At 71.9% G+C, this 17,132-nt stretch carries 14 protein-coding genes; 7 read left to right on the top strand and 7 right to left on the bottom strand.

Translation table 11 applies throughout. The features are described 5' to 3' along the window. Positions 1-735 (bottom strand): SDR family oxidoreductase, encoded by a 735-nt coding sequence (locus tag ACZ7L0_RS09900; protein ID WP_471241927.1) that lies wholly within the window; start codon positions 733-735, stop codon positions 1-3. 124 nt (positions 736-859) lie between these two features. Here ACZ7L0_RS09900 and ACZ7L0_RS09895 point away from each other — a divergent pair, with 124 nt between their 5' ends. Genes ACZ7L0_RS09895 through ACZ7L0_RS09880 form a run of 4 tightly spaced genes read left to right on the top strand, consistent with a single transcriptional unit; the run spans position 860 to position 4,256 of the window. Further along, on the top strand, positions 860-1,618 hold the full coding sequence (locus ACZ7L0_RS09895) for an enoyl-CoA hydratase family protein (RefSeq protein WP_471241926.1): 759 nt from the start codon (positions 860-862) through the stop codon (positions 1,616-1,618). Beyond that, entirely contained in the window at positions 1,619-2,467 is an 849-nt protein-coding gene (locus ACZ7L0_RS09890; protein WP_471241925.1) for a CoA transferase subunit A, read from the top strand. Next, positions 2,464-3,207 (top strand): CoA-transferase subunit beta, encoded by a 744-nt coding sequence (locus ACZ7L0_RS09885; RefSeq protein WP_471241924.1) that lies wholly within the window; start codon positions 2,464-2,466, stop codon positions 3,205-3,207. Before ACZ7L0_RS09890 ends, ACZ7L0_RS09885 begins: the two co-directional genes overlap by 4 nt. Beyond that, positions 3,207-4,256 carry an NAD(P)H-dependent flavin oxidoreductase gene (locus ACZ7L0_RS09880; RefSeq protein WP_471241923.1) on the top strand — a complete coding sequence of 350 codons (1,050 nt, stop codon included), beginning with the start codon at positions 3,207-3,209 and terminating at the stop codon, positions 4,254-4,256. Before ACZ7L0_RS09885 ends, ACZ7L0_RS09880 begins: the two co-directional genes overlap by 1 nt. Here ACZ7L0_RS09880 and ACZ7L0_RS09875 read toward each other — a convergent pair. The 3 genes from ACZ7L0_RS09875 to ACZ7L0_RS09865 are packed head-to-tail and all read right to left on the bottom strand — an operon-like array spanning position 4,240 to position 6,840. Continuing rightward, positions 4,240-5,397: an acetyl-CoA C-acetyltransferase gene (locus ACZ7L0_RS09875; RefSeq protein ID WP_471241922.1), complete on the bottom strand. Its 1,158-nt coding sequence runs from the start codon at positions 5,395-5,397 to the stop codon at positions 4,240-4,242. The genes ACZ7L0_RS09880 and ACZ7L0_RS09875 overlap by 17 nt on opposite strands. A gap of 17 nt (positions 5,398-5,414) precedes the next feature. Beyond that, entirely contained in the window at positions 5,415-6,026 is a 612-nt protein-coding gene (locus tag ACZ7L0_RS09870; protein ID WP_471241921.1) for a TetR/AcrR family transcriptional regulator, read from the bottom strand. 25 nt (positions 6,027-6,051) lie between these two features. Then, positions 6,052-6,840: an SDR family oxidoreductase gene (locus ACZ7L0_RS09865; protein WP_471241920.1), complete on the bottom strand. Its 789-nt coding sequence runs from the start codon at positions 6,838-6,840 to the stop codon at positions 6,052-6,054. 83 nt (positions 6,841-6,923) lie between these two features. Between ACZ7L0_RS09865 and ACZ7L0_RS09860 the strand changes: the two genes are divergently transcribed. Next, the gene (locus ACZ7L0_RS09860; RefSeq protein WP_471242204.1) at positions 6,924-8,063 is read left to right on the top strand and encodes an acyl-CoA dehydrogenase family protein; all 1,140 of its coding nucleotides are present in this window, start codon (positions 6,924-6,926) and stop codon (positions 8,061-8,063) included. Then, positions 8,063-9,019, top strand: coding sequence for an acyl-CoA dehydrogenase family protein (locus ACZ7L0_RS09855; RefSeq protein WP_471241919.1), 957 nt, complete (start codon positions 8,063-8,065; stop codon positions 9,017-9,019). Before ACZ7L0_RS09860 ends, ACZ7L0_RS09855 begins: the two co-directional genes overlap by 1 nt. Positions 9,020-9,026: 7 nt before the next feature. Here ACZ7L0_RS09855 and ACZ7L0_RS09850 read toward each other — a convergent pair whose 3' ends face one another. Beyond that, the gene (locus tag ACZ7L0_RS09850; protein WP_471241918.1) at positions 9,027-9,749 is read right to left on the bottom strand and encodes a vWA domain-containing protein; all 723 of its coding nucleotides are present in this window, start codon (positions 9,747-9,749) and stop codon (positions 9,027-9,029) included. Between the two features lie 98 nt (positions 9,750-9,847). On the opposite strand from ACZ7L0_RS09850, the gene ACZ7L0_RS09845 reads away from it, so the two are divergent. Further along, a complete protein-coding gene (locus ACZ7L0_RS09845) occupies positions 9,848-10,747 on the top strand; it encodes a rhomboid family intramembrane serine protease (protein ID WP_471241917.1) in 900 nt (299 codons plus the stop codon). Between the two features lie 121 nt (positions 10,748-10,868). Here the strand turns inward: ACZ7L0_RS09845 and ACZ7L0_RS09840 are convergent, their stop codons facing one another. Together ACZ7L0_RS09840 and gltB are read right to left on the bottom strand one after the other, a co-directional pair. Further along, positions 10,869-12,332: a glutamate synthase subunit beta gene (locus tag ACZ7L0_RS09840; protein ID WP_471241916.1), complete on the bottom strand. Its 1,464-nt coding sequence runs from the start codon at positions 12,330-12,332 to the stop codon at positions 10,869-10,871. Then, positions 12,325-16,923, bottom strand: coding sequence for a glutamate synthase large subunit (gltB, locus tag ACZ7L0_RS09835; protein WP_471242203.1), 4,599 nt, complete (start codon positions 16,921-16,923; stop codon positions 12,325-12,327). The genes ACZ7L0_RS09840 and gltB overlap by 8 nt, the downstream gene beginning before the upstream one ends. Positions 16,924-17,132: the final 209 nt, after the last annotated feature.

Below are 17,132 nucleotides of genomic sequence, written 5' to 3'. Positions count from 1 at the left end.
TCAGACCTCCTTGTTGGCGGTGGCGGCGTCCAGGAACGCGGGTCGCTCCCCGCCCCCGTGCACGAGCAGGCTCGCCCCGCTGATGTACACGGCGGCGTCGGAGGCGAGGAAGACGGCGGCGGCGCCCACGTCGGACGGCTCGGCGAGACGGTCCAGCGGGACGGTGCGGGAGACGGCCGCGATGCCCTCCTCGCCGCCGTAGTGGAGGTGGGACAGCTCGGTGCGGACCATGCCGACGACCAGCGTGTTGACCCGGACCTCCGGCGCCCACTCCACGGCCATGGACTTCGCCAGGCTCTCCAGGCCCGCCTTGGCCGCCCCGTAGGCCGCCGAACCGGGCGAGGGGCGGCTGCCGCTGACGCTGCCGATCATCACGACGGAGCCCCGGGCCCGCCGCAGATGCTCGTACGCGGCGAGCGAGGCCGTCAGCGGCGTGAGCAGGTTCAGCTCGATCACCCGGGCGTGCCGCTCGGCGTCCGCGTCGGCCAGCCGTCGACAGGGGGTGCCGCCCGCGTTGTTGACCAGGACGTCGAGCCGGGGCAGCGCGGTGAAGAAGGCGCGGACGGCGGGCGGGTCCCGCAGGTCGAGCGGGGCGAACTCCACGCCGTCGACGGGCACTTCCGGAGGTCTGCGGGCACAGGCCAGGACCCGGGCGCCGGTCTCGGCGAAGGCCCGGGCGATACCGGCCCCGACGCCCCGGGTGCCGCCGGTGACCACCACGGTCCGGTTTTCCACAGGGTCTGCCGCCGGGTTTTCCACAGGGCCTCCCGCCGCGATCCGCCGACTGCTAGCTTCGAAGCCTCACACCTAACAAATGTTTGGTGGAAAGGCGTTGAGTGCGAAGGTAGCTGATGCGTCCATGAGTGTCTCCACCTCGTCCCCGGAAAAGGGGCCCGAAAAAAACGGAATCGCCGTCGTCACGGTCGACTTCCCGCCGGTGAACGCGCTGCCGGTGCGCGGCTGGTTCGCCCTGGCCGACGCCGTGCGCGCGGCCGGCCGCGATCCGGAGGTGCGCTGCGTGGTGCTGGCCGCCGAGGGGCGCGGCTTCAACGCGGGCGTGGACATCAAGGAGATACAGGGAGCGGGGCACCAGGCGCTGATCGGCGCCAACCAGGGCTGCGCGGAGGCCTTCGCGGCGGTGTACGAGTGCGAGACACCGGTGGTGGCCGCGGTGCAGGGCTTCTGTCTCGGCGGGGGGATAGGGCTGGTCGGGAACGCGGACGCGATCGTGGCGAGCGACGACGCCGTCTTCGGGCTGCCCGAGCTGGACCGGGGCGCGCTGGGCGCCGCCACACACCTGGCCCGGCTCGTCCCGCAGCACCTGATGCGCGCGCTGTACTACACCTCGCGCACGGCGAGCGCGGCCGAGCTGCACGCGCACGGCTCGGTGTGGCGGGTGGTCCCGCGCGCCCGGCTGCGCGACGCCGCGCTGGAGTTGGCGCGGGAGATCGCCGCCAAGGACGGGCGGCTGCTGCGCCTGGCCAAGGCCGCCATCAACGGGATCGACCCGGTCGACGTGCGCCGCAGCTACCGCTTCGAGCAGGGCTTCACCTTCGAGGCGGGCCTGAGCGGGGTGGCCGACCGGATCCGCGACACGTTCGGAAAGGAGGGCGCGTAGGTGAGGGACAAGACGATGACCGCCGACGAGGTGGTCTCGCGGCTGGAGAGCGGCATGACCCTGGGCATCGGCGGCTGGGGGTCCCGGCGCAAACCGATGACCCTGGTCAGAGCGCTGCTCCGGTCCGGGATCGGTGACCTCACCGTCGTCTCGTACGGCGGCCCGGACATCGGCGTGCTGGCCGCCGCCGGACGGATCCGGAAGCTGGTCGCCGCCTTCGTCACGCTCGACTCCGTCCCGCTCGAACCGCACTACCGCGCGGCGCGCGAACGGGGGGCCTTCGAGCTGATGGAGGTCGACGAGGCGATGTTCATGTGGGGGCTGCGCGCCGCCGCGAACCGGCTGCCGTTCCTGCCGGTGCGGGCCGGGATCGGCTCGGACGTGATGCGGGTCAACCCCGGCCTGCGGACGGTGACTTCCCCGTACGAGGACGGGGAGACGTTCGTGGCCATGCCCGCCCTGCGGCTGGACGCGGCCCTGGTCCACGTCAACCGCGCCGACCGGCTGGGCAACGGGCAGTACCTGGGCCCCGACCCGTACTTCGACGACCTGTTCTGCGAGGCGGCGGACACGGCCTACGTCTCCTGCGAGCGGATCGTGGACACTGCCGAGCTGACGAAGGAGGCGGCGCCGCAGACGCTGCTCGTGAAACGGCATGCGGTGACCGGTGTCGTCGAGGCACCGAACGGTGCGCACTTCACGTCGTGCGCCCCCGACTACGGGCGGGACGAGGAGTTCCAGAAGGAGTACGCGGCCACGCCCTGGCCCAAGTTCGCCGAGCGGTACCTCACGGGGGACGAGCAGGCGTACCGGGCGGCGGTGCGGGCCCGGCAGGAGGAGCAGCGATGAGTGGACCCACGCGCGCCGAGTACTGCGTGATCGCCTGCGCCGACGCCTGGCGCGGATCGGGCGAGATCCTGGCGAGCCCGATGGGCCTGATTCCGTCGCTGGGGGCGCGGCTGGCCCGGCTCACCTTCGCCCCGGACCTGATGCTGACCGACGGCGAGGCGCTGCTCGTCCGCCCGGACGGCACACCGGAGGGCTGGCTGCCCTATCGGCAGCACCTGACCCTGGTGGCCGGGGGGCGGCGGCACGTGATGATGGGCGCCGGCCAGATCGACCGCTTCGGCAACCAGAACATCTCGTGCGTCGGTGACTGGGCGAGACCCCGGCGGCAGCTGCTCGGCGTGCGCGGGGCGTCGCTGAACACGCTGAACAACCCGACGAGTTACTGGATACCGAGGCACTCCCGCCGGGTCTTCGTGGAGCGGGTCGACATGGTGTGCGGGGTGGGGTACGACCGTGCCGCCGAACACCCGGGCACGGCCCGCTACCACCGCATCCCCCGGGTCGTCTCCGACCTCGGCGTCTTCGACTTCGCCACGCCCGACCACTCGATGCGGCTGGCCTCGCTGCATCCGGGGGTGAGCGTCGCACAGGTCGAGGAGGCGACGGGCTTCGCGCTGGCGGTCCCGGAGGAGGTGCCGGTGACGCGGGAGCCGACGGCCGGGGAACTGCGCCTGATCCGCGAGGTGCTCGACCCGGACGGCACCCGCGCGCGCGAGGTCCCCGAGGGGGTGAGGGGCTGATGGAGACGGCGCTCACCCGGCTGGTCGGGGTCCGGCATCCGCTTGTGCAGACGGGGATGGGCTGGGTGGCGGGCCCGCGTCTGGTCTCGGCGGCGGCGAACGCGGGCGCCCTCGGCATCCTGGCCTCCGCGACGATGACCTTGGACCAGCTGCGCGCGGCGGTACGGGAGGTCGCCGCCCGCACGGAGGCGCCGTTCGGGGTGAATCTCCGGGCGGACGCGGGCGACGCCGGCGACCGGGTCCGCCTGATCATCGAGGAGGGGGTGCGGGTGGCGTCCTTCGCCCTCGCGCCCTCCCGTGAGCTGATCGCCGAGCTGAAGGCGGCGGGCGTGGTGGTGATCCCGTCCGTCGGGGCGCGGCGGCATGCCGAGAAGGTCGCGGCGTGGGGCGCGGACGCGGTGATCGTGCAGGGCGGCGAGGGCGGCGGGCACACCGGTGAGGTGGCGACCGGCGTGCTGCTGCCGCAGGTGGTGGACGCGGTGCGGATACCGGTCGTGGCGGCGGGCGGCTTCTTCGACGGACGGGGCCTGGTCGCGGCGCTGGCCTATGGGGCGGCGGGGGTCGCGATGGGCACCCGGTTCCTGCTGACCTCGGACTCGACGGTGCCGGACCCGGTCAAGGCCCGGTATCTGGCGGCCACCGTCAGGGACGTCACCGTGACCACGGCGGTGGACGGCCTGCCGCACCGCATGCTGCGCACGGAGCTGGTGGACGCCCTGGAGCGCTCCGGCCGTACCCGCGCGCTGCTGCACGCCGTCCGGCACGCGGCCGGGTTCCGGCGGCTGTCCGGGCTCGGCTGGCGGCGGATGGTCCGTGACGGACTCGCCATGAGGCACGGCAAGGATCTGTCGTGGAGTCAGGTGCTGCTGGCGGCCAACACGCCGATGCTGCTCAGGTCGGCGATGGTGGAGGGGCGTACGGATCTCGGGGTGATGGCGTCGGGGCAGGTCGCCGGGGTCATCGACGACCTGCCGTCGTGCGCGGAGCTGGTGGAGCGGATCATGAAGGAGGCGGAGGAGGTGCGGGCGAGGCTCACAGCCTCTCGATGATCGTCACATTGGCCTGGCCGCCGCCCTCGCACATCGTCTGCAGCCCGAACCGGCCGCCGGTACGCTCCAGTTCGTGCAGCAGGGTGGTCATCAGCTTGGCGCCGGTGGCGCCGAGGGGGTGCCCGAGGGCGATCGCGCCGCCGTTGACGTTGACCCTCTCCGGGTCCGCGCCGGTCTCCTTCAGCCAGGCCAGGACGACGGGGGCGAAGGCTTCGTTGATCTCGACGAGGTCGATGGCGTCGAGGGTGAGGCCGGTCTTCTTCAGGGCGTGCGCGGTGGCCGGGATGGGCGCGGAGAGCATCCGGATGGGGTCCTCGCCGCGTACGGAGAGGTGGTGCACGCGGGCGCGCGGGCGCAGCCCGTGTTCCCGTACCGCCCGCTCCGAGGCCAGCAGCAGGGCCGCCGCGCCGTCGGAGACCTGGGAGGAGCAGGCGGCGGTGATGGTGCCGCCGTCGATGACCGGCTTCAGCGTGGCCATCTTCTCCAGGGAGGTGTCCCGGCGCGGGCCCTCGTCGGCGGTGACCTCGCCGTAGGGCACGGTCTCCCGCTCGAACCTGCCCTCGTCGATGGCGCGCACCGCCCGCCGATGGGAGCGCAGCGCGAACTCCTCCTGGTCCTGGCGGCTGATCCCCCACTTCGCGGCGATCGTCTCGGCGCCGGCGAACTGGTTCACCGGCCGGCTGCCGTACCGGGCGCGCCAGCCTTCGCTGCCCGCGAAGGGCCCCTCGGTGAACCCCAGGGGCTCGGCGGCCTGCCGGGTGGCGAAGGCGATCGGGATCTGCGACATGTTCTGCACGCCGCCCGCGACCACCAGGTCCTGGGTGCCGGAGAGCACGGCCTGCGCGGCGAAGTGCAGGGCCTGCTGGGAGGAGCCGCACTGCCGGTCGACGGTCACGCCCGGCACCTCCTCGGGCAGCCCGGCCGCCAGCCAGCAGGTCCGGGCGATGTCGCCGGCCTGCGGGCCGACCGCGTCCAGGCAGCCGAAGACGACGTCCTCGACAGCGGCCGGGTCGATGCCCGAGCGCCTGACCAGTTCTTTCAGCACGTGTGCGCCGAGGTCGGCCGGGTGGACCGCGCTCAGCCCTCCCCCGCGCCGTCCGACAGGCGTCCGGACCGCTTCGACGATGTAGGCCTCGGCCATGGCAAACCCCCTGCGGGCTAGGTGCGTACGGCGATCCCGTCCAGCACCATCGACAGGTACTGCCGGGCGATCTCCTCCGGGCTGTGCTGTCCGCCGGGCCGGTACCAGGACGCGGCGACCCACACGGTGTCGCGCACGAACCGGTAGGTGAGCCGGACGTCGAGGTCGGCCCGGAAGACGCGCGCGGCGACCCCGCGCTCCAGCGTGGACAGCCACGCCTTCTCGAACCTGAGCTGCGACTGGGCGAGGAACGTGAAGCGTTCCTGCGCGACCAGTTGCCTGCTCTCCTTCTGGTAGATCGCGACGGCGGCGCGGTGCCGGTCGATCTCCCGGAACGACTCGGTGACCAGCGCCTCCAGCGTCTCGCGGGGGTCCAGCCCGGCGGCCAGCACGGTGTCGTAGCCGCCCCAGAGCTCGTCGAGGAAGGACCGCAGGATCTCCTCCAGCATCGACTCCTTGGAGTCGAAGTGGTAGTAGAGGCTGCCTGCGAGCATCCCCGCGTGGTCGGCGATCTTGCGTACGGTGGTGGCGTTGTAGCCCTGCTCGGCGAAGACCTCGGCGGCGGTGTCCAGGAGTTCGCGGCGGCGCTGGGCGGCGGCGGTCACCTGGGGCTTCTTCTTGGTCGGCACGGGTCCATTGTGGTCGCTCCGGCCGTCAGGGGTGCTGGCTGCTGACGGAGACGACCTCCCCGGTCAGGTACGAGGAGTAGCCGGACGCCAGGAAGACGATCACGTTGGCCACTTCCCAGGGCTCGGCGTACCGCCCGAAGGCCTCCCGTGCGGTCAGCTCCTGGAGCAGCTCGGGTGTCGTGACCTTCGCCAGGTGCGGGTGCATGGCGAGGCTCGGCGCGACCGCGTTGACCCGCACCCCGTACTCGGCGGCCTCGATCGCCGCGCACCGGGTCAGCGCCATCACACCGGCCTTGGCGGCGGCGTAGTGCGCCTGCCCGGCCTGGGCGCGCCAGCCGACGACGGAGGCGTTGTTGACGATCACGCCACCGCCGGTCTCCCGCATGGCGCGCAGGGCCGCCCGGGTGCACCGGAAGGTGCCGTTCAGCGTCACGTCCAGCACCCGGGACCACTGGTCGTCGGTCATGTCGACGAGGGCCGAGGTCCCGCCGAGTCCGGCGTTGTTGACCACGATGTCCAGCCGCCCGTGTTCCCGTCCGGCCGCCTCGAACAGGGCCCGCACCTGGTCCTCGTCGGTGACGTCGCACGGCAGCGCGGTGACCGAGGCCGCGCCGAACTCCCCGGCGAGCCGGGCCTCGTACTCCTTGAGCCGCCGGGTGTGCGCGTCGCTGATCAGTACGCGCGCGCCCTCCTCCAGGAAGCGGCGCGCGGTCGCCCCGCCGATGCCCGCCCCGGCCGCCGCCGTGATGACGGCGGTACGCCCCGTCAGCAGCCCGTGCCCGGGCTCGTACGCCGGACTCTCGACGCCTGTCATAGGGCCACGCTAACCTACCAAACACTTGTTAGGGAAGGCGCTCGTTGCGGACGGACCACTAGGGAAGGACGGTGGCGGTGACCGTGGACCTCACCCACACCCCGGCCGACGAGGAGTTCCGCGCCGAGGCCCGCGCCTGGCTGGCGGCGCACGTACCGCGCACGCCCCTGCCCTCCCTGGAGACCGAGGAGGGGTTCGCGGCACACCGCGCGTGGGAGGCGGAACTGGCCGCGGACCGCTGGTCGGTGGTGTCCTGGCCGGGCGCGTACGGCGGGCGGGACGCGGGGCTGATGCGCTGGCTGCTCTTCGAGGAGGAGTACTACCGGGCGGGCGCTCCGGGCCGGGTGAGCCAGAACGGCATCAGCCTGCTGGCGCCGACCCTCTTCGACCACGGCACCGAGGAGCAACGCGCGCGGGTGCTGCCGCCGATGGCCTCCGGCGAGGTGGTGTGGGCGCAGGCCTGGTCCGAGCCGGAGGCGGGCTCCGACCTGGCCTCGCTGACCTCCAGGGCCGTGCGCACGGACGGCGGCTGGCTCCTGAGCGGGCAGAAGACCTGGTCGTCGCGGGCCGCGTTCGCCGACCGCGCCTTCGGGCTGTTCCGCAGCGACCCGGACACCCCTAAACCTCACCAGGGCCTCACCTACCTGATGTTCGACCTGCGCGCGCCCGGCGTCACGGTCCGCCCGATCGGCCGCCTGGACGGCAAGCCCGCCTTCGCCGAACTCTTCCTGGACGAGGTGTTCGTGCCGGACGAGGACGTGATCGGCGAGCCGGGCCGGGGCTGGCGGATCGCGATGGCGACGGCGGGCAACGAACGCGGCCTGACGCTGCGCTCCCCCGGCCGCTTCCTCGCCGCCGCCGACCGGCTCCTCGCCCTGTGGCGGGAACAGGGCGCTCCGCACTCGGCGCGCGCCCGGGTGGCCGACGCCCTGATCGGCGCCCGCGCCTACCAGCTCTTCACCTACGCCGCCGCCTCCCGCTTCCTGGACGGCGACACCCTCGGCCCCGAGTCCAGCCTGAACAAGGTCTTCTGGTCCGAGTACGACCTGGCGCTGCACGAGACCGCGCTCGACCTCCTCGGCCCCGAGGGCGAAACGGCGGACTCCGCCTGGTCGGAGGGGTACGTCTTCTCGCTCGCCGGTCCCATCTACGCGGGCACCAACGAGATCCAGCGCGACATCATCGCCGAGCGCCTGCTCGGCCTGCCGAAGGGACGCCGCTGATGCGCTTCCTCCTCGACGCCGAACAGCGCGCCTTCGCCGAGTCGCTGGACGCGATGCTGACGGCGGCGGACACGCCGTCGGTGATCCGGGACTGGAGCCGCGGCGACCACACGAGCGGGCGCGCGCTGTGGGCCCGTATCGCTCGGGCGGGGGTGTTCGCACTGGCGGTCGCGGAGGCGTACGACGGCATGGGGCCCCTTCCCGTCGAACTGGCCGTCGCCTTCGTGGAACTGGGCAGACACGCGGTGCCCGGCCCGCTGGTGGAGACGGTCACGGCCGCCGCGCTGCTCACCGAACCCGCCCTCGCCAAACGGTTCCTGCCCCCGCTCGTCGCGGGCGGGACGATGGCCACGGTCGCCGCCACCCCGTACGCCCTGGACGGAGACGCGGCGGACCTCCACCTCGCCCTGGCCGCCGACGGCCTGCGCCTGTCCCCCGGCCCCGGCCCGGTCCGCCGCTCCCTGGACCCCGCCCGCCGCCTCACCCCCCTCATGCCGGGCGGCGAACTCCTCACCCCCGATCCGCCCCGGGAGCACGCCCTCACCTGGGCCCGCCTGGCCACCGCCGCGCAGGCCCTCGGTATCGGCCTCGCGCTCCTCGACAGGACCGTCACCCATGTCAGGCGGCGCACCCAGTTCGGCGTCCCCATAGGCTCCTTCCAGGCGGTGAAACACCGGCTGGCGGACGCGAGGATCGCCCTGGAGTTCGCCCGCCCCCTCCTCCTCGGGGCCGCCCTGACCATGGACCCGGCGGATGTGGCCGCCGCCAAGGTGAGCGCGTGCGAGGCGGCGTACGCGACGGCCCGTACGGCGCTGCAGCTGCACGGCGCGATCGGCTACACGGCGGAGTACGACCTGTCCCTCTGGCTGACCAGGGCCCGCGTCCTGCGCACCGCGTGGGGCGGCCCGGACGAGTGCCGGGACCTGGTGCTCGACGGGGGTGGTGGACGCTGGTGAGCCCCCGTCATCCCCGTACGATGCCCGCGGCCCGCCCGGCCACCAGCCACTTGGGGAACTCGCCCACGAGACGGTCGTACAGCTCCGCGTCCGGCACGGTCCGCGGATCCGCGCCCGCGTGGAAGAAACCGGCGTTGTCGACGGCCCGCTTGCCCGGCACCGCCAGCTCGTCGAGCCTGCGCAGGAACTGGAACTGCCGGCTGCCCGGGTCGCCGAAGCCGATGAACTGCCAGAACAGGGGCAGTTTCGCCGCCTTGCACAGATAGCGTTCCGCGGCGAGCTTGTTGATCGGGCCGCCGTCGGTCTGGAAGACGACCAGGGCGGGTTCGCGGGTGCCGCTGTCGAGGTAGTGGTCGATGACGGCGTCCATCGCCAGGTGGTAGCTGGTCTTGCCCATGTGCCCGAGTCCGGCCGCGATCCGGCCGATGCGCCCCTGGTGGTCGGCGAGGGAGATGTCGGTGACGGCGTCGATTCCCGTGGAGAAGAACACCACCGGCACCCGGCCGTCGTCGTCCAGGTGGGCGGACAGGCCCAGCACGCGGTCGGCGAGCGCCTGGACGCTGCCGTCGTCGTAGTACGGCTTCATCGAACCGGAGTAGTCGACCACGAGGTAGACGGCGGCCCGCAGCCCGTCCAGCCCATGCCGGGTGAGGGACCCCCCGGCGCTCTTGTACAGGCTGACCAGCGCGGGCGCGGTCTCCTCCACCTTGCTGAGACTGATCGCGACCATGGCCCCACCTTCCCACCCGCTCTGGGGCGTTCGCTATTTTTGTTCGCCGCCGTCCCCACCGGCTCACCCCTGTCCCCACCCTCCCCGAGGAGCCGGCCGTGGCGCCCGAGTCCACCGAGTCCACCGAGTCCGCCCAGTCCGCGGTGACCACCTGCTACCGGCACCCCAAGGTGGAGTCCCACGTCCGCTGCACCCGCTGCGACCGCTACATCTGCCCCGCCTGCATGCGGGAGGCCGCCGTCGGCCACCAGTGCGTGGAGTGCGTGAAGGAGGGCGCGCGCTCGGTGCGGCAGGCCCGGACGGCGTTCGGCGGCCGGATCACGGCGGTGCCGCTGGTGACGTACGTCCTCGTCGGGCTCAACGTCCTCGCCTACCTCGCGGAGCTGGTGCGGCCCTCGGTCGAGGTCCGGTTCGGGATGCTGGGCACCGTGCCGCCGGGCTACCACCCGCAGGGTGTCGCGCACGGCGAGTGGTACCGACTGCTGACCGGCGCGTTCCTGCACAGCCCGCCCACCGAGGGCACCTTCGGGATCCTGCACATCGTGATGAACATGGTGTCGCTGTGGAGCATCGGCCGGGTGGTGGAGGCCCAGCTCGGCCGTGTCCGCTACCTCGCCCTGTACCTGCTGTCCGCCCTCGGCGGCTCGGTCCTGGTCCTGCTGATCGCCCCGCAGGACCTCGTGGTCGGCGCGTCCGGCGCGATCTTCGGACTCGGCGCCGCCTACTACGTCATGGCCCGCCGCCTCGGCGCCGACATGGACACCGTCAACCGCTTCGTCGGCGGTCTCCTCCTGTGGCTGCTGATCTCCGCCGGCCTGACCTCCTGGCAGGGCCACCTCGGCGGCCTCCTGGCGGGCGGCGTGGTGACCCTGGCGTACGCCTACGCGCCGCGGGACCGGCGGGCGGTGGTGCAGGCCGGGGTGTGCGTGGCGTTGTTGGCGCTGCTCCTGGTCCTCACCTGGGCCAAGGCCGACGCGCTGACCGGTGGGGCGGTCTGATCCGGGCGCGAAAAGGCGACGGCGCCTGCCCAGGGTCCGGTCGGGGACTGGAAGGGCAGGCGCCGTCTGTGTTCCGCACGCCTTTGTACGGGACGTCTGTTGGGGTTTTCCTACGGAACCGTCAGACCATCAGCGCACGGTCCGTCGGGCGGATCGGCGCCGGGAGGTCGCTGGCGCCGGTCAGGAAGCGGTCGACGCCGCGGGCGGCCGAGCGGCCCTCCGCGATGGCCCAGACGATGAGGGACTGGCCGCGGCCGGCGTCACCGGCGACGAACACGCCGGGCACGTTGGTCTGGAAGTCGGCGTCGCGGGCGACGTTGCCGCGCTCGTCGAGGTCCAGGCCGAACTGGTCGACCAGGCCGTTGTCGCGGTCGGTGCCGGTGAAGCCCATGGCGAGGGTGACCAGCTGGGCCGGGATCTTGCGCTCCGTGCCCGGCTTCTGGGTCAGCTTGCCGTCGACGAACTCGACCTCGACCAGGTGCAGCCACTGGACGTTGCCGTCCTCGTCGCCCTCGAAGTGGGTGGTGGAGACGGAGTAGACCCGCTCACCGCCCTCCTCGTGCGCCGAGGTGACCTTGTACAGCATCGGGAAGGTCGGCCACGGGTGGGCGACCGGGTTCCGCTCCTCCCCGGGCCGCGGCATGATCTCCAGCTGCGTCACCGAGGCCGCGCCCTGGCGGTGGGCGGTGCCCACGCAGTCCGCGCCGGTGTCGCCGCCGCCGATCACGACGACGTGCTTGCCCTCGGCGGAGACCGGGGTCGTCACGTAGTCGCCCTCCTGGACCTTGTTGGCCAGGGGCAGGTACTCCATCGCCTGGTAGACGCCCTTGAGCTCGCGGCCGGGGACCGGCAGGTCGCGGGCGGTGGTGGCGCCGGCGGCGATGACGACCGCGTCGTACCGCTTCTTCAGGTCCGTCGCCTTCAGGTCGCGGCCGATCTCGATGCCCGTGCGGAAGCGGGTGCCCTCCGCGCGCATCTGCTCGATGCGGCGGTTGATGTGCCGCTTCTCCATCTTGAACTCGGGGATGCCGTAGCGCAGGAGGCCGCCGATGCGGTCCGCGCGCTCGTACACCGCGACCGTGTGGCCGGCCCGGGTCAGCTGCTGGGCGGCGGCCAGGCCCGCCGGGCCCGAGCCGATGACCGCGACCGTCTTGCCGGACAGGCGCTCGGGGATCTGCGGGGCGACGTCACCGGTCTCCCACGCCTTGTCGATGATCGAGACCTCGACGTTCTTGATGGTGACCGGCGGCTGGTTGATGCCCAGCACACAGGCCGACTCGCAGGGAGCGGGGCAGAGGCGGCCGGTGAACTCCGGGAAGTTGTTCGTCGCGTGCAGACGCTCCGAGGCCGCGCCCCAGTCCTCGCGGTAGGCGTAGTCGTTCCACTCGGGGATCAGGTTCCCCAGCGGACAGCCGTTGTGGCAGAACGGGATGCCGCAGTCCATGCACCGGCTGGCCTGCTTGCTGATGATCGGCAGCAGGGAGCCGGGGACGTAGACCTCGTTCCAGTCCTTGACTCGCTCGGTGACGGGACGGGTCTTGGCGACCTCACGGCCGTGGTTCAGGAAGCCCTTCGGGTCAGCCATTGATCGCCGCCTCCATCATCTTCTCGGTGATCTCGGTCTCGGTGAGACCGGCTCGCTCGGCGGCGTCCTTGGCGGCGAGCACTGCCTTGTACGTGCTGGGGATGATCTTGCTGAAGCGCTCCACGGACACGTCCCAGTCGGCGAGCAGCTTCCCGGCGACGGTCGAGCCGGTCTCCTCGGCGTGGCGGCGCACCACGTCGTGCAGCCACTGCTTGTCGTCGTCGGACAGCGCCTCGACCGAGTCGAGGTTGCCGATGTTGACGTTGTCGCGGTTCAGGTCGATCACATACGCGACGCCACCCGACATGCCGGCCGCGAAGTTGCGGCCCGTCTCGCCGAGGACCACCGCGTGACCGCCGGTCATGTACTCGCAGCCGTGGTCGCCCACGCCCTCGGAGACGACCGTCGCGCCGGAGTTGCGGACGCAGAACCGCTCGCCCGTACGACCGCGCAGGAACAGCTCACCGCCGGTCGCGCCGTACGCGATGGTGTTGCCCGCGATCGTCGAGTACTCGGCGAGGTGGTCGGCGCCCCGGTCCGGCCGGACGACGACGCGGCCACCGGAGAGGCCCTTGCCGACGTAGTCGTTGGCGTCGCCCTCCAGGCGCAGAGTGACACCGCGCGGCAGGAAGGCGCCGAAGGACTGGCCGGCCGAGCCGGTGAAGGTGATGTCGATGGTGTCGTCGGGCAGACCGGCCCCGCCGAACTTCTTCGTCACCTCGTGGCCGAGCATGGTGCCGACCGTGCGGTTGATGTTGCGGATGGCGACCTGGGCGCGCACCGGCTGGGCGTCGGTCGCCGAGTCGGCGGCCAGCGCGTCGGCGGCGAGCTTGATCAGCTCGTTGTCCAGCGCCTTCTCCAGGCCGTGGTCCTGGGCGATCACCTGGTGGCGCACCGCGCCCTCGGCCAGCTCGGGCACGTGGAACAGCGGCTCCAGGTCCAGGCCCTGCGCCTTCCAGTGGTCGACGGCCCGCTGGACGTCGAGGACCTCGGCGTGTCCGACGGCCTCCTCGATGGAGCGGAAGCCCAGCTCCGCGAGGAGCTCGCGAACCTCCTCGGCGATGAACCGGAAGAAGTTGACGACGTACTCGGCCTTGCCGGTGAACCGGTCCCGCAGGGTCGGGTTCTGGGTGGCGATGCCGACCGGGCAGGTGTCCAGGTGGCAGACGCGCATCATGACGCAGCCGGAGACGACGAGCGGCGCGGTCGCGAAACCGAACTCCTCGGCGCCGAGCAGCGCGGCGATGATCACGTCGCGGCCGGTCTTCAGCTGGCCGTCGGTCTGCACGACGATGCGGTCGCGCAGGCCGTTGAGCAGCAGCGTCTGCTGGGTCTCGGCGAGGCCGAGCTCCCAGGGGCCGCCCGCGTGCTTCAGCGAGGTCAGCGGGGAGGCACCGGTACCGCCGTCGTGGCCGGAGATGAGCACCACGTCCGCGTGCGCCTTCGACACACCCGCGGCGACCGTGCCGACGCCGACCTCGGAGACCAGCTTGACGTGAATCCGCGCCTGCGGGTTCGCGTTCTTCAGGTCGTGGATCAGCTGGGCCAGGTCCTCGATGGAGTAGATGTCGTGGTGCGGCGGCGGGGAGATCAGGCCGACACCGGGGGTGCTGTGCCGGGTCTTGGCCACCCACGGGTACACCTTGTGGCCGGGCAGCTGGCCGCCCTCGCCGGGCTTGGCGCCCTGGGCCATCTTGATCTGGATGTCGTCGGCGTTGACCAGGTATTCGGAGGTCACACCGAAGCGGCCGGAGGCGACCTGCTTGATCGACGAACGGCGAGCGGGGTCGTACAGGCGCTCCGGGTCCTCGCCGCCCTCACCGGTGTTGGACTTGCCGCCCAGCTGGTTCATGGCGATGGCGAGCGTCTCGTGCGCCTCCTTGGAGATGGAGCCGTACGACATGGCGCCCGTGGAGAAGCGCTTGACGATCGACGAGACCGGCTCGACCTCCTCCACCGGGATCGGCTGCCGGTCGGACTTGAGGCCGAACAGACCGCGCAGCGTCATCAGACGCTCGGACTGCTCGTTCACGCGCTCGGTGTACTTCTTGAAGATGTCGAAGCGGCCGGCGCGCGTGGAGTGCTGGAGGCGGAAGACCGTCTCCGGGTCGAACAGGTGCGGCTCGCCCTCGCGGCGCCACTGGTACTCGCCGCCTATCTCCAGCGCGCGGTGCGCGGGAGCGATGCCGGAGGCGGGGTAGGCCTTGGCGTGGCGGGCGGCGACCTCCTTGGCGATGACGTCGATGCCGACGCCGCCGATCTTGGTGGCCGTGCCGTTGAAGTACTTCTCGACGAAGGCCTCGTCGAGGCCGACGGCCTCGAAGACCTGGGCGCCGCGGTAGGAGGCGACGGTCGAGATGCCCATCTTGGACATGACCTTCAGGACGCCCTTGCCGAGGGCGTAGATCAGGTTGCGGATGGCCTTCTCGGGCTCGACGCCCGGCAGGAAGGTGCCCGCGCGGACCAGGTCCTCGACGGACTCCATCGCCAGGTACGGGTTGACGGCGGCGGCGCCGAAGCCGATCAGCAGGGCGACGTGGTGGACCTCGCGGACGTCGCCGGCCTCGACCAGCAGGCCCACCTGGGTGCGCTGCTTGGTGCGGATGAGGTGGTGGTGGACGGCCGCGGTGAGCAGCAGCGACGGGATCGGCGCGTGCTCGGCGTCGGAGTGCCGGTCGGAGAGGACGATCAGACGGGCGCCGTTGTCGATGGCGGCGTCGGCCTCGGCGCAGATCTCGTCGAGGCGCGCGGCGAGCGCCTCACCGCCGCCGGAGACCCGGTACAGGCCGGAGAGGGTCGCGGCCTTGAAGCCGGGCATGTCGCCGTCGGCGTTGATGTGGATGAGCTTGGCGAGCTCGTCGTTGTCGATGACCGGGAAGGGCAGGGTGACCGAGCGGCACGAGGCGGCCGTCGGCTCCAGCAGGTTGCCCTCCGGGCCCAGCGACGAGCGCAGCGAGGTGACCAGTTCCTCGCGGATCGCGTCCAGCGGCGGGTTGGTGACCTGCGCGAACAGCTGGGTGAAGTAGTCGAAGAGCAGCCGCGGGCGCTCGGAGAGGGCCGCGATCGGGGAGTCCGTGCCCATCGAACCGATCGGCTCGGCGGCGGACTTGGCCATCGGCGCCAGGATGACGCGCAGCTCTTCCTCGGTGTAGCCGAAGGTCTGCTGGCGGCGGGTGACCGAGGCGTGGGTGTGCACGATGTGCTCGCGCTCGGGCAGGTCGCCCAGTTCGATCTCGCCGGCCTCCAGCCACTCCGCGTAGGGGTGCTCGGTGGCGAGCTGCGCCTTGATCTCGTCGTCCTCGATGATGCGGTGCTCGGCGGTGTCGACGAGGAACATGCGGCCGGGCTGCAGGCGGCCCTTGCGGACGACCTTGGCGGGGTCGATGTCGAGGACGCCGACCTCGGAGCTGAGGACGACGAGGCCCTCGTCGGTGACCCAGTAGCGGCCGGGGCGCAGGCCGTTGCGGTCGAGCACGGCGCCAACCTGGGTGCCGTCGGTGAAGGTGACGCAGGCGGGACCGTCCCAGGGCTCCATCATCGTGGAGTGGAACTGGTAGAAGGCGCGCCGGGCCGGGTCCATGGAGTCGTGGTTCTCCCACGCCTCCGGGATCATCATCAGCACGGAGTGCGGCAGCGAGCGGCCGCCCAGGTGCAGGAGTTCCAGCACCTCGTCGAAGGACGCCGAGTCGGAGGCGTCGGGCGTACACACCGGGAAGATGCGCTCGAGGGCCCGCTCGTCGGACCCGAACAGGTCCGAGACCAGCTGGGACTCGCGGGCGCGCATCCAGTTGCGGTTGCCCTTGACGGTGTTGATCTCACCGTTGTGCGCGACGAAGCGGTACGGGTGGGCGAGCGGCCACGACGGGAAGGTGTTCGTGGAGAACCGGGAGTGCACCAGCGCGATCGCGGAGGCGAAGCGGCGGTCGGACAGGTCCGGGAAGAAGGGCTCCAGCTGGCCGGTGGTCAGCATGCCCTTGTACACGATCGTGCGGGCCGACAGCGACGGGAAGTAGACGCCGGCCTCGCGCTCGGCGCGCTTGCGCAGCACGAAGGCCTTGCGGTCGAGCGCGATGCCCTCGCTCGAACCGTCGGCGACGAAGACCTGCCGGAAGGCCGGCATGGTGGACCGGGCGGTGGCGCCCAGCAGTTCGGGGGCGACGGGGACCTCGCGCCAGCCGAGGACGGTGAGGCCCTCCTCGGCGGCGATCGTCTCGATCTGTGAGACGGCGTCCTCGGCCCCGTCCTCCGGCAGGAAGGCGGTGCCGACGGCGTAGGCGCCGGCCGCGGGGAGGTCGAATCCGGCCACCTCGCGGAAGAAGGTGTCCGGCACCTGCGCGAGGATGCCCGCGCCGTCGCCGGAGTCGGGCTCGGAGCCGGTGGCACCGCGGTGTTCGAGGTTGCGCAGAACGGTCAGCGCCTGCTCGACCAGCGCGTGGCTCGCCTCGCCGGTGAGGTTGGCCACGAATCCGACGCCACAGGCGTCGTGCTCGTTGCGGGGGTCGTACATACCCTGCGCAGCAGGGCGAGCATCCATGAACGACCAATTCTGGCCATTCGCGGAATGCTGGGACGGCTGGCGCGGCGTACGCATCGGCTCTCCCGTCGTCGTCATGTGGCATGTGCAAGTGCCGAGGGACGACGTTGGCCCTCTGCGTGGGTGCAAAATTTCGTGCAGGTTACATGATGGAGCGGTTCTCGGGAACCGGATACTGCGTTCCAACATGCGGACACCGCAGGGTCGCGGTGGGGGGTGCCGCGCGATGCGGTGGAAGTGTGTGGGGACCGATCCCGACACGATCG

The sequence above is a fragment of the Streptomyces sp. NPDC039424 genome (assembly GCF_055639495.1).
The sequence above is the reverse complement of the archived record's forward strand: the minus strand, read 5'-3'. Positions and strand labels throughout refer to the sequence as shown.

Excerpts from the sequence above, each read along its gene's own strand:
- ACZ7L0_RS09895 (WP_471241926.1), top strand. The coding sequence starts at position 860 with ATGAGTGTCTCCACCTCGTCCCCGGAAAAGGGGCCCGAAAAAAACGGA.
- ACZ7L0_RS09865 (WP_471241920.1), bottom strand. The coding sequence starts at position 6,840 with ATGACAGGCGTCGAGAGTCCGGCGTACGAGCCCGGGCACGGGCTGCTG.
- ACZ7L0_RS09885 (WP_471241924.1), top strand. The coding sequence starts at position 2,464 with ATGAGTGGACCCACGCGCGCCGAGTACTGCGTGATCGCCTGCGCCGAC.
- ACZ7L0_RS09850 (WP_471241918.1), bottom strand. The coding sequence starts at position 9,749 with ATGGTCGCGATCAGTCTCAGCAAGGTGGAGGAGACCGCGCCCGCGCTG.
- gltB (WP_471242203.1), bottom strand. The coding sequence starts at position 16,923 with ATGCGTACGCCGCGCCAGCCGTCCCAGCATTCCGCGAATGGCCAGAAT.
- ACZ7L0_RS09855 (WP_471241919.1), top strand. The coding sequence starts at position 8,063 with ATGCGCTTCCTCCTCGACGCCGAACAGCGCGCCTTCGCCGAGTCGCTG.
- ACZ7L0_RS09840 (WP_471241916.1), bottom strand. The coding sequence starts at position 12,332 with ATGGCTGACCCGAAGGGCTTCCTGAACCACGGCCGTGAGGTCGCCAAG.
- ACZ7L0_RS09875 (WP_471241922.1), bottom strand. The coding sequence starts at position 5,397 with ATGGCCGAGGCCTACATCGTCGAAGCGGTCCGGACGCCTGTCGGACGG.
- ACZ7L0_RS09880 (WP_471241923.1), top strand. The coding sequence starts at position 3,207 with ATGGAGACGGCGCTCACCCGGCTGGTCGGGGTCCGGCATCCGCTTGTG.